Source organism: Amycolatopsis sp. lyj-346, assembly GCF_046548975.1.
Lineage (GTDB): Bacteria > Actinomycetota > Actinomycetes > Mycobacteriales > Pseudonocardiaceae > Amycolatopsis.
In genome coordinates, this window is record NZ_JAJPWT010000004.1 from 308,661 (window position 1) to 322,071 (window position 13,411).

10 protein-coding genes are annotated in these 13,411 nt (G+C 74.3%); 6 read left to right on the forward strand and 4 right to left on the reverse strand.

The window, feature by feature from the left end; all coding sequences use genetic code 11:
- Window positions 1–4: 4 nt before the first annotated feature.
- On the forward strand, window positions 5–1,207 hold the full coding sequence (gene metK / locus ACLJQE_RS16410) for a methionine adenosyltransferase (RefSeq protein ID WP_410640317.1): 1,203 nt from the start codon (window positions 5–7) through the stop codon (window positions 1,205–1,207).
- A 92-nt stretch (window positions 1,208–1,299) separates the two neighbouring features.
- The gene (locus ACLJQE_RS16415) at window positions 1,300–3,396 is read left to right on the forward strand and encodes a primosomal protein N' (protein WP_410640075.1); all 2,097 of its coding nucleotides are present in this window, start codon (window positions 1,300–1,302) and stop codon (window positions 3,394–3,396) included.
- A 333-nt stretch (window positions 3,397–3,729) separates the two neighbouring features.
- On the opposite strand, the gene ACLJQE_RS16420 is transcribed toward ACLJQE_RS16415, so the two are convergent.
- On the reverse strand, window positions 3,730–5,094 hold the full coding sequence (locus ACLJQE_RS16420; protein ID WP_410640076.1) for a hypothetical protein: 1,365 nt from the start codon (window positions 5,092–5,094) through the stop codon (window positions 3,730–3,732).
- 122 nt (window positions 5,095–5,216) lie between these two features.
- Here ACLJQE_RS16420 and ggt point away from each other — a divergent pair, with 122 nt between their 5' ends.
- The 4 genes from ggt to ACLJQE_RS16440 all read left to right on the forward strand — a co-directional run bounded on the left by ggt (window position 5,217) and on the right by ACLJQE_RS16440 (window position 10,141).
- A complete protein-coding gene (gene ggt, locus ACLJQE_RS16425; RefSeq protein WP_410640077.1) occupies window positions 5,217–7,013 on the forward strand; it encodes a gamma-glutamyltransferase in 1,797 nt (598 codons plus the stop codon).
- Between the two features lie 286 nt (window positions 7,014–7,299).
- A complete protein-coding gene (gene fmt / locus ACLJQE_RS16430; RefSeq protein WP_410640078.1) occupies window positions 7,300–8,226 on the forward strand; it encodes a methionyl-tRNA formyltransferase in 927 nt (308 codons plus the stop codon).
- Window positions 8,223–9,647, forward strand: coding sequence for an RsmB/NOP family class I SAM-dependent RNA methyltransferase (locus ACLJQE_RS16435; protein WP_410640079.1), 1,425 nt, complete (start codon window positions 8,223–8,225; stop codon window positions 9,645–9,647). Before fmt ends, ACLJQE_RS16435 begins: the two co-directional genes overlap by 4 nt.
- Window positions 9,644–10,141 carry a flavoprotein gene (locus tag ACLJQE_RS16440; protein WP_410640080.1) on the forward strand — a complete coding sequence of 166 codons (498 nt, stop codon included), beginning with the start codon at window positions 9,644–9,646 and terminating at the stop codon, window positions 10,139–10,141. The genes ACLJQE_RS16435 and ACLJQE_RS16440 overlap by 4 nt, the downstream gene beginning before the upstream one ends.
- A gap of 172 nt (window positions 10,142–10,313) precedes the next feature.
- Here ACLJQE_RS16440 and ACLJQE_RS16445 read toward each other — a convergent pair whose 3' ends face one another.
- The 3 genes from ACLJQE_RS16445 to ACLJQE_RS16455 all read right to left on the reverse strand — a co-directional run bounded on the left by ACLJQE_RS16445 (window position 10,314) and on the right by ACLJQE_RS16455 (window position 13,382).
- The gene (locus tag ACLJQE_RS16445; protein ID WP_410640081.1) at window positions 10,314–11,420 is read right to left on the reverse strand and encodes a serine hydrolase domain-containing protein; all 1,107 of its coding nucleotides are present in this window, start codon (window positions 11,418–11,420) and stop codon (window positions 10,314–10,316) included.
- 103 nt (window positions 11,421–11,523) lie between these two features.
- Window positions 11,524–12,186 (reverse strand): response regulator, encoded by a 663-nt coding sequence (locus tag ACLJQE_RS16450; RefSeq protein ID WP_410640082.1) that lies wholly within the window; start codon window positions 12,184–12,186, stop codon window positions 11,524–11,526.
- On the reverse strand, window positions 12,183–13,382 hold the full coding sequence (locus ACLJQE_RS16455; protein WP_410640083.1) for a sensor histidine kinase: 1,200 nt from the start codon (window positions 13,380–13,382) through the stop codon (window positions 12,183–12,185). The genes ACLJQE_RS16450 and ACLJQE_RS16455 overlap by 4 nt, the downstream gene beginning before the upstream one ends.
- Window positions 13,383–13,411: the final 29 nt, after the last annotated feature.

The following is a 13,411-nucleotide window of genomic DNA, read 5'->3' on the forward strand; positions in this document are numbered from 1 at the left end:
CACCGTGACCGCGTCCAGCAGCAGATTGTTCACCTCGGAGTCGGTGACCGAAGGGCACCCCGACAAGATTTGCGACGCCATCAGCGACTCGATCCTCGACGGCCTCCTGTCGAAGGACCCGCGCAGCCGCGTCGCCGTCGAGACCCTGATCACCACCGGCCAGGTGCACGTGGCCGGCGAGGTGACCACCGAGGCGTACGCCGACATCCCGACGATCGTCCGCGACGTCATCCTCAAGATCGGCTACGACTCCTCCGCCAAGGGCTTCGACGGCAACTCCTGCGGCGTCAACGTCGCGATCGGCTCGCAGTCGCCCGACATCGCCCAGGGCGTCGACACCGCGTACGAGTCGCGGGTCGAGTCGGACGACGACGAGATCAACCGCCAGGGCGCCGGCGACCAGGGCCTGATGTTCGGCTACGCCTGCTCGGACACCCCCGAGCTGATGCCGCTGCCGATCGCGCTGGCCCACCGGCTCTCGAAGCGGCTGACCGCGGTCCGCAAGGACGGCGTGCTGCCGTACCTGCGCCCGGACGGCAAGACCCAGGTCACCATCGAGTACGCCGGCGACCAGCCGGTGCGCCTCGACACGGTCGTCGTGTCCTCGCAGCACGCCGACGGCATCGACCTGGACCGGATGCTCAGCGTCGACGTCAAGGAGCACGTCGTCGGCCCCGAGCTCGAAGGCCTGGGCATCGACACCTCGAGCGCGCGCCTGCTGGTCAACCCGACCGGCCGGTTCGTCATCGGCGGCCCGATGGGGGACGCCGGCCTGACCGGCCGCAAGATCATCGTCGACACCTACGGCGGCATGGCCCGCCACGGCGGCGGCGCGTTCTCCGGCAAGGACCCGTCCAAGGTCGACCGCTCCGCCGCGTATGCGATGCGGTGGGTGGCCAAGAACGTCGTCGCCGCGGGCCTGGCCTCCCGCACCGAGGTCCAGGTCGCCTACGCGATCGGCAAGGCGGCCCCGGTCGGCCTGTTCGTCGAGACGTTCGGCACCGAGACGGTCGACCCCTCGAAGATCCAGCAGGCCATCACCGAGGTCTTCGACCTGCGGCCGGCCGCGATCATCCGCGACCTCGACCTGCTGCGCCCGATCTACGCCCCGACGGCGGCGTACGGCCACTTCGGCCGGCCCGAGCTGGGGCTGCCGTGGGAGAGCACGGCCCGCGCCGAGGCCCTGAAGGCCGCGGCGGGCGCCTGACCCGCACGATCCGGTGAAGGCCACCCCAGGGTTTCCCCGGGGTGGCCTTCCTCGTGTCCGGAGTGTCGGTGGGGTCTGGTAGAGATCGTGGCGTGAGCAGTTCCGAGCCCGCCGCTCTCTGGGAGCTCCCGGAGAAGCCGCCTTCGCCGAAGGCGGCGCCCTCGCGCGCCCGGAAACCGGCGAAGCCGGGGCAGAAGGCGAAGGGCGCCCAGTCGCCCGCGCCCGAGCAGCCGGTCGCGCGGATCGTCGTCGACATCCCGCTGGCCCACCTGGACCGCACCTTCGACTACCTCGTCCCGGAGAAGCTGCACGAGGCCGCCGTGCCGGGCTGCCGCGTCCGCGTCCGGTTCGCCGGGCAGCTGGTCGACGGCTACCTGATCGAACGCGGCGAGACCAGCGACTACGGCAGCAAGCTGGCCTTCCTCGACCGCGTGACGTCGTCCGAGCCGGTGCTGCCGCCGTCGCTGCACGCGGTGTGCCGGGCGGTCGCCGACCGCTACGGCGGCACGCTGTCCGACGTGCTGCGGCTCGCCCTCCCGCCGCGGCACGCCAAGGCCGAGGGCGAGCCGCCGGTCCCGCCGTCGGGACCGGCGGAGCCGCCGGACACCACGGCCTGGGCGCGCTACCAGCGAGGCCCGGCGTTCGTGGAGGCCCTCGCCGAGGGCAAGCCCGCGAACGCCGTCTGGCAGGCCCTGCCGGGCGAGGACTGGCCGCGCCGGCTCGCCGAGGCCGCCGGTGCCGTGGCCGCCCGGGGGCGGGGCGCGGTGCTGGTGGTGCCGGACCACCGCGACCTGGCCCGGGTTTACGCGGCCTGCGCGGCGGTCGTGGGCGACGGCGCCGTGGTGGCGCTGATCGCCGGGCTCGGGCCCGCCGAGCGGTACCGGCGCTGGCTGGCCGTGCTGCGCGGCGCGGTGCGGGTGGTCGTCGGGACGCGGGCGGCGATGTTCGCGCCGGTCCACGACCCCGGCCTGTTCGCCGTCTGGGACGACGGCGACGACCTGCACCTCGACCAGCACGCGCCGTACCCGCACGTGCGGGACGTCCTGATGGACCGCGCGCACACGGCGAAGGCGTCGCTGCTGGTCGGCGGGTTCGCCCGGACGGCCGAAGCCCAGCTGCTCGTCGAGTCCGGCTGGGCCGCACCGGTCCTGGCGGACCGGGCCACACTGCGCTCCGCCGCCCCGCGCGTCACGCCGGTCGGCGAGGACTTCGACGTCGCCCGCGACGAGGCCGCCCGGGTCGCGCGCCTGCCGGCGGTGGCGTTCGAGGCGGCGCGCCAGGCGTTCGCGGCGGACCTCCCGGTGCTGGTGCAGGTGCCGCGGCGCGGGTACGTACCCGGTCTGGCCTGCGGAAACTGCCGGACGTCCGCGCACTGCCGCCGGTGCGCGGGGCCGCTGGCGCTGCCCGGCGGTTCGCTCGACGGGCAGCCGAAACCCCCGGCGTGCCGCTGGTGCGGCGTCCCCGAAACGGCGTTCCGCTGCACGGCGTGCGGCTCGGTCCGGCTGCGCGCGGTGATCGTCGGCGCGAAGCGGACGGCCGAAGAGCTCGGCCGAGCGTTCCCGGGCATCCCGATCCGCACGTCGGGAGCGGCGGAGGTGCTGGAATCGGTGCCGGGCAAACCGGCGCTGGTGGTGTGCACCCCGGGAGCGGAGCCGGTGGCCGACGGCGGCTACGGCGCGGCCCTCCTGCTCGACGGCTGGGCTCTGCTGGGCCGCCAGGACCTGCGAGCGGGCGAAGAGACCCTGCGCCGCTGGATGGCGGCGGCGGCCCTGGTCCGCCCGGCCGCGGAGGGCGGCCGAGTGATCGTCGGCGCCGAAGCGGGCATGGCGGTGGTCCAGGCCCTGGTCCGCTGGGACCCGGCCTGGCACGCGGCCCAGGAACTGGCGGAGCGCCGCGAGCTGGGCTTCCCCCCGGCAATGCGCATGGCGAGCGTCGAGGGCAGCCCGGACGCGGTGGCGGCGTTGCTGGCGGACCTGCCGTTGCCTTCGTCCGGTGAAGTACTGGGCCCGGTCCCGATCGGCGAACTGGACGAGGAAGGCAACGCGGAACGCGAGCGGGCCTTGGTGCGCGTGAACCGGGCGGAAGGAAGGGCATTGGCAGCCGCGATCCACGCGGCCGCGGCCCGCCGCGACGCCCGGAAGGCCACGGAACCGATCCGCATCCAGCTGGACCCGCTGGACCTCATTTAGGCGGCGACACGATCCAGGAACTGGCTTCGCGACCCCGAGCGCGGCTCCGGCGCCGGAGCGGCTTGCCCTGGCGAAGACGATCGTGCAGCGGACCCTCCTCGTCGTGGTCAGTACCTCGGAGTCGTGGTCAGTACCTCGGACCTGACGAGCGCTTACCGGATCTTTTCGGTGATGAATTCCCGAGGCGTCGAACTGTCGCCCGCGGACATCTTCAAGTCGAAGGTCATCGGCGCCCTGCGCGGCGAATTGAAGAAAAGTACGCCGGCAAATGGGAGGATCTCAGGCCGGAACTGAGGCGCACCGGTGCCCGGTCCGCAAGGCGAGGGCGCCGGGTCAGCCCGGCAAGACCGTGCCCGGCAGGGATTCCACCGCCGTTCTCGGGGATTCCGTGGCGGGGCGCGGGGTTTGCGGTTCCGGGCCGGCCGCGGCGGCCGTCGCCAGGGTGCGGACCTGGGCCGCGATCGCTTGGCGGCGCGCCTCGAAGTCCGCGTCCGTCAGCGCCGCCGGGTCCGCGGGCCGGCCCAGTACCGGGGTGTGCAGGTGACCGCCGGCCACCGAGGCCGAGCCCAGGCCCACGCGGACCCGGTTGCTGCGGAACATCGACTCGTTCGACAGGTAGTTGCCGCCGCCGCCGGAGGCCGCGATTTCGCCGGGCGCCGGTGCGTCGGAACGGCACACCGGCGTGCCGGTGCCCGGGTGGGCCGGGTCCGGCCACACGCAGAAAGCCTGGTTGAAGTGCACCGGGTACGCCCCGGCCGGCGCGGCCAGCATCCGCTCGTACGGCAGCGTCGTCTCGATGAACTGGACGTCCGGCTGCGGCCAGCCCGCGGCCGGCGGGACGCCGCCGGTCACGGACACGTTGTTGTTGTCCGGGAAGCCGCCACGCCACGCACCGGCCCAGCGTTCGACGTCGAACCGGTCCGGGCGGCCCTGGCTGATCGTCATCAGCACGTCCGGCCGCCGCGCACGGTCGCGGAGGGCCGGGCCGAACGCCGCCTCCACGATGCCCGCGTCGAAATACCCCCACACGACCGGGAAACTGACCGCCTGCACCATCGCCGGACCGGCCGGCGTGTCCAGGATCCGGCCGTCCAGCTGCAGGGCCGACGCTCCGGCCGGGTTCGAAATCCGGACACCGGCGCCGTCGAGCTGGAACGGGTCGAAGCCGCTGACCATGACCCGCCGCGTCGTTCCGAGCGGGAAGCGGACGTCGTCGAGGCCGCGCGAGCCGCGGTCGAACGCCGTGAGCAGGGACGCCCGCCCCGAAGGCGGAAGCGGGAAGGACGGCGCCCACTGGCGCACCGCGCTGCTGAGCTGCAACCGCGCCCAGTACAGCGGCCGGTCGTCGAAGCGGTCGAGCGTGCCGAGATCGGGCCGGCGGCCCTGGGCGCGGTCGACCGCCGTCCGCCACAACCGGTCGCCGGCCTGCGTGACGAGGCGTTCGGCCCGGCGCGGGGTGCGCGCCGCGCAGAGGTCGCGCTGCACCTCGGCGACGAACGGGGCGAGCCCGGCCAGCCGGACGAGCTCGGGGCCGACGGCGGGACCGCCGGACGGCATCGTCGCGGTCAGCCGCTGTTCCTCCACGGTCAGCGGGACGGCGGCGTCGAAGCAGTCTCGGGCCGGGGTGGCCGCGGCGACGCCGGGGAACGCGAACACCGGCACGGTGGCGAGCAGCGGGAGCAGGGTGGAAAGGCGCACGGGTTTCCCTCCACATCGCCGAGCGAGCTCCGCTCAGTCTTCCGGTTCGCGGGGGCGTCGCGTAGCGGCGTAAGTCGGTTTGCGGCTTGAAGCCGCCCGGCGCAGGGGGCAGACTCGCCCGCATGCCCGCGCACTGGAGCCGCACCACGCTCGTCCTGGCCGTTGCCACCGTGCTCACCGCCGGTGTCGCCGCGCCCGCCACCGCCGCCACACCCACGCCGAAGTCGCCGGTCGCCGTCGGCTTCGGGGGTGCGGTGGCCAGCATCGACGCCGACGCCACCGCGATCGGCACCCGGGTGCTGCGCGAGGGCGGGAACGCCGTCGACGCGGCCGTCGCGGTGGCCGCCGCGCTCGGCGTCACCGACCCGTTCTCCGCCGGGATCGGCGGTGGCGGGTTCTTCGTGTACTACGACGCGAAGACCCGCCGCGTGCACACCCTGGACGGCCGCGAGACCGCGCCGAAGACCGCCGACGAGAACCTGTTCGTCGAGAACGGCAAGCCGATCCCGTTCGCCGACGCCGTCACCAGCGGCCTGGGCGTCGGTGTGCCCGGCACGCCCGCGACCTGGGCCGAGGCGCTGCGCAAGTGGGGGACGCGCTCGCTGGCCAAGGCGCTGAAGCCGGCGGAGAAGCTCGCGCGTGACGGCTTCGTCGTCGACCGGACGTTCCAGACGCAGATCGCGAACAACGCCGCGCGGTTCTCGGCGTTCCCGTCGACGCGGTCGCTGTACCTGCCGGGCGGCGCGCCGCCGTCGCCCGGGACCGTCTTCAAGAACCCCGACCTGGCCGCCACGTACGCGCAGCTCGAGCGCTCCGGCGTCGACGCGCTGTACCGCGGGCCGATCGGCGCGGACGTCGTCAAGACCGTGCGGCAGCCGCCGGTCGACCCGGCTTCGACGCTGAACGTCCGGCCCGGGAAGCTGACCATCGGCGACCTCGCCGCCTACGACGTGATCGAGCGCCGCCCGACCCACACGACGTACCACGGCCTCGACGTCTACGGCATGCCGGCGCCGTCGTCGGGCGGGCTGACGGTCGGCGAAGCGCTCAACATTCTCGAGAACTTCGACCTGAAGCACGCGAGCAAGGCCGACTACCTGCAGTACTTCCTGGAGTCGACCCGCTTCGCCTTCGCCGACCGCAACCGCTGGATCGGCGACCCGGCGTTCGTCGACGTCCCGGCGCGCGAGCTGCTGAGCCAGCGCTTCGCCGACTCGCGGGCGTGCCTGATCTCGAAGGACAAGGCGGCGACCAGCCCGGTCGCCCCGGCCGACCCCCGGCGTCCGGTTCCGTGCGCCGCGGGCGCGACCACCGCGCCGACGCCGTACGAGGGCGAGAACACGACGCACCTGACGGTGGCGGACAAGTGGGGCAACGTCGTCGCCTACACGCTGACGATCGAGCAGGAGGGTGGCAGCGGGATCGTCGTGCCGGGCCGCGGATTCCTGCTCAACAACGAGCTGACGGACTTCTCGTTCACGCCGGTGACGCCGGGCGTCCCGGACCCGAACCTGCCCGGCCCGGGCAAGCGCCCCCGGTCGTCGATGGCCCCGACGATCGTCCTCGACCACGGACGCCCGTTCTTCGCGACGGGTTCGCCGGGCGGCGCGTCGATCATCACCACGGTGCTCCAGGTGATCCTCGGCCGCCTCGACCGCGGCTTGTCGCTGGAGGACGCCATCGCGGCACCGCGCGCATCGCAGCGCAACTCGGCGGCGGCCCAGGTGGAGCAGGCCTTCCTCGACCAGCCGGAGACGGCCGGCCTCAAGGCCCGCGGCCAGGGCTTCTCGACGGCCCCGGCGGAGATCGGCGCGGCCACGGGAGTGGAGCGGCTGAGGGACGGCCGCTGGCTGGCGGCGGCCGAGCCGGTCCGGCGCGGCCAGGGTGCGGCGCAGGTGGTGTGGCCGACGAACCGGTAGGGGTTCGGCCCGGCTCCCGCTCGCCTCGGGGCCCCGGAACGCCCCCCGGCCCCGCTGGCCCCGGGGGCGCCCCCCGGGTCCAGCGTATCGAGCGGGGCGGACGAAAAGGCGGGAAAGGCCGCGTCGGCGGCCTGGTTGTCCACATCACGACCCCGGTGTGGACAACCCCCGCCTGAGCTGCGGATCGGCACATCGGGGCACTGGCGCGCCCGGCCGGCGGGGGCCTTCTAGACTCGGCTCCGATGTTCCAGCCACCTGAAACCCTGCTTCCGCCGGGGGTGGGCCGATGAAGCTCGTCTTTGCCGGCACTCCCGACCCTGCGGTCCCCGCCCTGCGTGCCCTGCTCGAATCCGGGCGGCACGAGGTCGTCGCCGTCGTCACGCGGCCCGATGCGCAGGCCGGGCGCGGCCGGCGGGTCGTGCGGTCGCCCGTCGGTGCGCTCGCCGACGAACACGGCATCGAAGTCCTGACGCCCGCGCGCGCCGGTGATCCGGCCTTCCTCGCGCGGCTGGCCGAGCTCGCGCCGGACGCCTGCCCGGTCGTCGCCTACGGGGCGCTGCTGCCGCAGTCCGCCCTCGACATTCCGCGGCTGGGCTGGGTGAACCTGCACTTCTCGCTGCTGCCCGCGTGGCGGGGGGCCGCGCCCGTGCAGGCCGCGATCCGCGCCGGGGACGAGATCACCGGCGCCTCGACCTTCCGGATCGTCAAGGAACTGGACGCCGGCCCGGTCTACGGCGTCGTCACCGAGGCGATCGGGGCCACCGACACCGCCGGCGCGCTGCTCGGGCGGCTCGCCGAGTCCGGGGCCAAGCTGCTGCTGTCCACCATGGACGGCCTGGCCGACGGCAGTCTCGTCGCGCGGGAGCAGCCCGCCGAAGGCGTCAGCTACGCGCCGAAGGTGACGGTCGAGGACGCCCGGGTGTCCTTCGCCGACCCGGCGTCGGCGGTCGACCGGCAGATCCGGTCGGTCACCCCCGAACCGGGCGCGTGGGCGGAGTTCCGCGGGGAACGCTTCAAGCTCGGCCCGGTCACGGTGCTCGACGAACCCGGCCCGCCGCCGGGCGAGATCGTGGTCGAACGCAAACGGGTGCTGGTCGGGACGGCGACGAAGCCGTTGCGGCTCGGCGAAGTCCAGGCACCCGGCAAGAAACGGATGGCGGCCACCGACTGGGCGCGCGGTACGAGGATCGACCAAGGAGAGCGCCTCCGGTGAACGACCACAGGGAACGACGTCCGTCACGGCCGGAGCGCGGCCGTCCGGCACCACGCAAGGAAGGCCCGCGCCGCCCGCCGGAGGTGGACCCGGCCCGGCAGGCCGCGTACGACGTCCTGGCGGCCGTCCGGACGAAGGACGCCTACGCCAACCTGGTCCTGCCCGACCTGCTGCGCGAGCGGCGGATCAGCGGCCGTGACGCGGCGCTGGCCACCGAGCTGACGTACGGCACGTCGCGGGCGCAGGGCCTGCTCGACGCGATCATCGAGTCCTGCGCCGAGCGGCCGCTGGCCAAGACCGACCCCGCGGTGCTCGACGCGCTGCGCCTCGGCGTCTACCAGCTGCTGCGCACGCGCATCCCCGAACACGCCGCTGTGACGTCCACTGTGGACATGGTGCGCGCGGAAGCTGGTTCGTGGGCCACGGGGTTCGCGAACGCCATCATGCGCAAGGTGTCCGAAAAGGACGAGCAGACCTGGCTCGACGAGCTGGCGCCCGACGAGGGCGCCGACCCGATCGGCGCCTTCGCGCTGCGCACCGCGCACCCGCGCTGGATCGCCCGGTCGTTCGCCGAAGCGCTGGGCGACAAGGGCGCGGAGCTGAAGGCCGCGCTCGAAGCCGACGACGCGCGGCCCGAGGTGCACCTGGTGGCCCGCCCCGGCGAAATCAGCGCCGACGAGCTCGCCGCGATCACCGGCGGCGACCCGGCGCCGTACTCGCCGTACGGCGTCCGCCTGCCCGCCGGTGCCGGCGACCCGGCCGACGTCGAGCCGGTCCGCGAGCGGCTGGCCGCGGTCCAGGACGAGGGCAGCCAGCTCTGCGCGATCGCCGCGACGAAGGTGCCGCTCGACGGCTCCGACGAACGCTGGCTCGACCTGTGCGCGGGTCCCGGCGGCAAGGCGGCGCTGCTCGGCGCGCTGGCCGCGTTGAGCGGGGGGACCGTCGACGCCGTGGAGAAGGCGCCGCACCGCGCGAAGCTCGTCGAGAAGGCGACGAGCGGGTTGCCGGTGAAGGTGCTCGTCGCCGATGGGCGCGAGAGCGGCCTGGAGCCGGGGTATGACCGGATCCTCGTCGACGCGCCGTGCAGCGGCCTCGGCGCGCTGCGGCGGCGGCCGGAGGCGCGGTGGCGTCGTCAGCCGTCCGACGTCGCGGACCTGACGAAGCTGCAGGGCGAGCTGATCACCGCGGCCTACGAGCTGCTGCGGCCCGGCGGCGCGCTGACCTACGTCGTCTGCTCTCCGCACCTGGCGGAGACCGAAGGCGTCTTCGCGGAGACGGCGCGGCGGCTGAAGGCCGAGGTGCTGGACGCGCGCGAGTACTTCCCCGGCGTCCCGCAGCTCGGCGACGGGCCGTACGTCCAGCTGTGGCCGCACCGCCACGGCACGGACGCGATGTTCTGCGCCGTGCTGCGCAAACCGTGAGGAACCTCGGGCTGGTCGCCGGCTCGTGCGGCGGGCTGGACGTCCGGTTCGCCGCCGAGCTGGCCCGCCCGGCGGCCGAACGCGGCTGGCGGACGGCGATCACGCTGACCCCGACGGCGATGCGCTGGCTGACCTCGACCGGCGGCCTCGACGACGTCGCCGCGTGCACGGACCTGCCGGTCCGCAGCGTGTCCCGGCTGCCCGGCGAGCCGCGGCCGCACCCGGATCCGGAGGTGTTCCTGTTCGCCCCGGCGTCGGCGAACTCGGTCGCCAAGCTGGCGCTCGGCATCGCGGACAACCAGGCACTGACGGTGCTCGGCGACGTGCTGGGCGCGCCGGGGATCACGATGGTGGTGGCGTACCAGATCCAGGACACCCGGACGCACCACCCGGCGTGGCAGCGCCACCTCGACACCCTGGAGGGTGCCGGGGCGACGCTGCACCGCCTGGACATCCGGCAGCCGTGGACCGAGGTGCTGGACTTGCTGCCCTGAGCGGTTCGCGCCACGTCGAGCGGGGTGGTCGAGCTACCCGCGGTGGGCGGGCACCGGCCGCGGGGGCGCCCCCCGGTTTCCACGCTACCGGTGACCACCGACAGTTTCGTCCGCCCGGCTATGAGGCCGATCCGGCGAGTGGCCCGCCCGCTCACGAGCCGGCCCCGCTCGGCTAGGAGCACACCGCTGCCTCCGTGGCGGCGAGCAGGTGCTGGTTCGCTCCGGCCGGCGGCGGATTCTGGTTCAGCACCACCGTTGCCCCGCGGTCATCGGGACCCACGCCCGCCAGGTTCGTGAAGCCGATGATTCCTCCTTGGTGGCCCCAGAACCGGCCGCACGACATCGGGATCGTGCCCAAGCCGAGCCCGTAGCCCGCGCCGGGGACGCCCAGGTCGGCCGGGACCGTTCGCTGCATCTCCGCCAGCTCGGCCGGGCGCAGCAGGCGGCCGCTCAGGAGGGCGGCGTAGAAGCGGTTCAGGTCGGCCGGTGTCGAGACCAGACCGCCCGCCGCCCAGGCGATGGTGGCGTCGAAGTCGCTGAAATCCACCAGCTTCCCGGCGATCGGTACGTAGCCGGTCGCGTGCGGGGCCGGCAGGCGCTCGTCGCCGCGGCGGGGGAGGTACGTGTCGTGCAGGCCCAGCGGGCGGGTGATCCGGCGGGCGATCTCGTCGCTCAGCGCGCGTCCCGTGACGCGTTCGGCGAGCATGCCCGCCACGATGTAGTTCGTGTTGGAGTACGACCAGCTCGTGCCCGGTGGGAACAGCGCCGGGTGCTTCAGCGCCATCGCCACCAGCTCGGCCGGCTCCGCTCCTCGGTGGCGCAAGGTTTCCGGGTCCGACCGGTCGAGGTCGTCGGTGTAGTTGTAGAGCCCGCTCGTGTGCTGGAGCAGCTGCCGGACCGTGATCCGCCGGTCGGGCAGGAGCCCCGGCAGGTAGCGCGAAACCGGCGCGTCCAGCCGGACCCGGCCCTCGGCGACGAGCTGCAGCACCACGGCGGCGACGAACGTCTTCGTGACGCTGCCCGCGCGGTAGGAACCATTGCGCGGGAACGGTTTCCCGGTGGTGATGTCCCCCGTGCCGCTGCGGACCACGCGCGTCCGGCGGCCGTCCTGGAGCACGGCTTCGGCGCCCGGGACGCCGTCCTGCGCCGTCAGGACGTCGAGGTGCTGCTGCACCGGATCCGCCGTGGCGGCGAGCGCCGGTGCGGCGGTGGTGGCGGCGAGCAGCGCGACGAGTGTGCCGACGGCGACGATCCGCTTGCCCGGTGACGACTTCCGCATGGAAAGAACCCCCTGGTGTCTCGGTATTCCCAGGTTAGGGAGCCGCGATGCCGGAGGGGATGGGGCAGACCACCGGATCTTCCTGCGGTTTACCCCACCATCCTCAGTGCCCGGCGAGGTGGCCCGGCCGCACCACGCCGGCTTCGTACGCGATGACGACGGCCTGGCTGCGGTTGCCGGCGCCGAGCTTGGCGAAGATGTTGCCCACGTGGGTCTTCACCGTCTCCAGGCTGATCACCAGCGCCGCCGCGATGTCCTGGTTGGACAGTCCGGTGGCGATGAGCCGCAGCACCTCGGCTTCGCGGCGGGTCAGCGTCTTCGCCGCCCGCGCGTGCGCGCCGCTGCCCGGGACCCGCCCGCTCACCAGCCGCCGGATCGCCTCCGGGAACAGCAGGGACTCCCCGGCGGCGACCGTCCGCACGGCGTGCGCGATCTCCTCCTTGCGCGCCCGCTTCAGCAGGAACCCGCTGGCCCCGGCCAGCAGTGCCTCGTGCACGTAGTCGTCGTTGTCGAACGTCGTGACGACCAGGATCTTCGGCGGTTCCGCGAGTGCCGCGAGCACCTGGCGGGTGGCCTCGATGCCGTCCGTGCCGGGCATCCGGACGTCCATCAGCACGACGTCCGGCCCGGTCCGCCGCACCGCCTCCAGGACCTCGCCGCCGTCGGCCGCCTCGCCGACCACCGGCAGGCCCTGCTGCTCCAGCAGCGCCCGCAGCCCGGTGCGGACCAGCGGCTCGTCGTCGGCGAGCAGCACCGTCGGCGTCACGCGCCCGCCCGCAGCGGGATGGACGCGCTCAGCCGCCACTGCTGCCCGTCCGGACCGGCGTCGAGCTCGCCGCGCAGGGCTTCGACGCGCTCGGCGAGCCCGGCCAGCCCGCGCCGCCCGGTCCGCGGCCCGTCGCCGGGCAGCGCGTTGACGACCGCGATGCCGAGCCGGTCCGGCCCGGCCTCGACCCGGACGTCGACCGCGCCCGGGCCGGCGTGGCGCAACGCGTTGGTCAGGCCCTCCTGGACGATCCGGTAGCCCTCGCGCGACACCGTGGCGGGCAGCGCGGCGACCGGCCCGGTGACGGCCAGCCGGACGTCGAGCCCGGCTTCGCGGGCACGCACGGCGAGGACGTCGACTTCGGCCAGCGTGCGGGCCGGCGCCTTCGCGGCCGGCTCGTCGCGGAGCAGCCCCAGGACGTGGTCGAGGTCCTCGAGAGCGCTTCGAGACGCTTCTTCGATCGTGCCGAGTGCGCGCCGGACCTGGGCGGGGTCCGCCTCGACCAGGTCGGCCGCGGCCGCCGCCTGGATCGTCGACGTCGTGAGCGTGTGCCCGATCGAGTCGTGCAGCTCGCGGGCCAGCCGGTTGCGCTGGGCCAGCACCGCGGTACGGCGTTCGGCCAGCGCCGCGAGTTCGGCGCCGGACGGGCCCAGCAGGGTTTCCGCGCCGGTCCGGAAGCCGCGGGTGGCGCCCACGGACAACACCAGCGCCACGACGAGCAGCACCACCCCGAAGGGGACCGTCCACCCGCCGAGCGGGACGTCGTCCCAGACCAGGTCGATGCTGTCCTGGCCGCCGGCCAGCCAGACCGCGGGCACGAGCAGGCCCAGGCAGAGGAAGGCGAGCACGGTGAGCAGGATGCCGCTCAGCGCCGTGTGCAGCGCGAGCCACAGGCCCGAACGCAGCCGCGAACCGGCGTCGGGACGTCCGCCCGGGGCCGGGATCGCGGTGCCGAGCAGGGTGTTCGCCAGGCCGATGCCGATCCGCCGGACCGGTCCCAGCAGGCCCAGCAGCCCCATCAGCACCGCCAGGGCGAGCAAGGCGAGCAGGGCCCGCACGCGGGAGTCGGCCTCGACGGACACCGCCGCGGCGAAGGCGAAGGGGGACATCGGCACCGTGAGGACGGCACACGCGACGGCGTACGGGAGGCTGCGGTAGCTGCCGACCCGCACCAGGGACACCAGGAATCCGGACATGCAGCGAGGTTATGGGGCGCCGGTGGTCC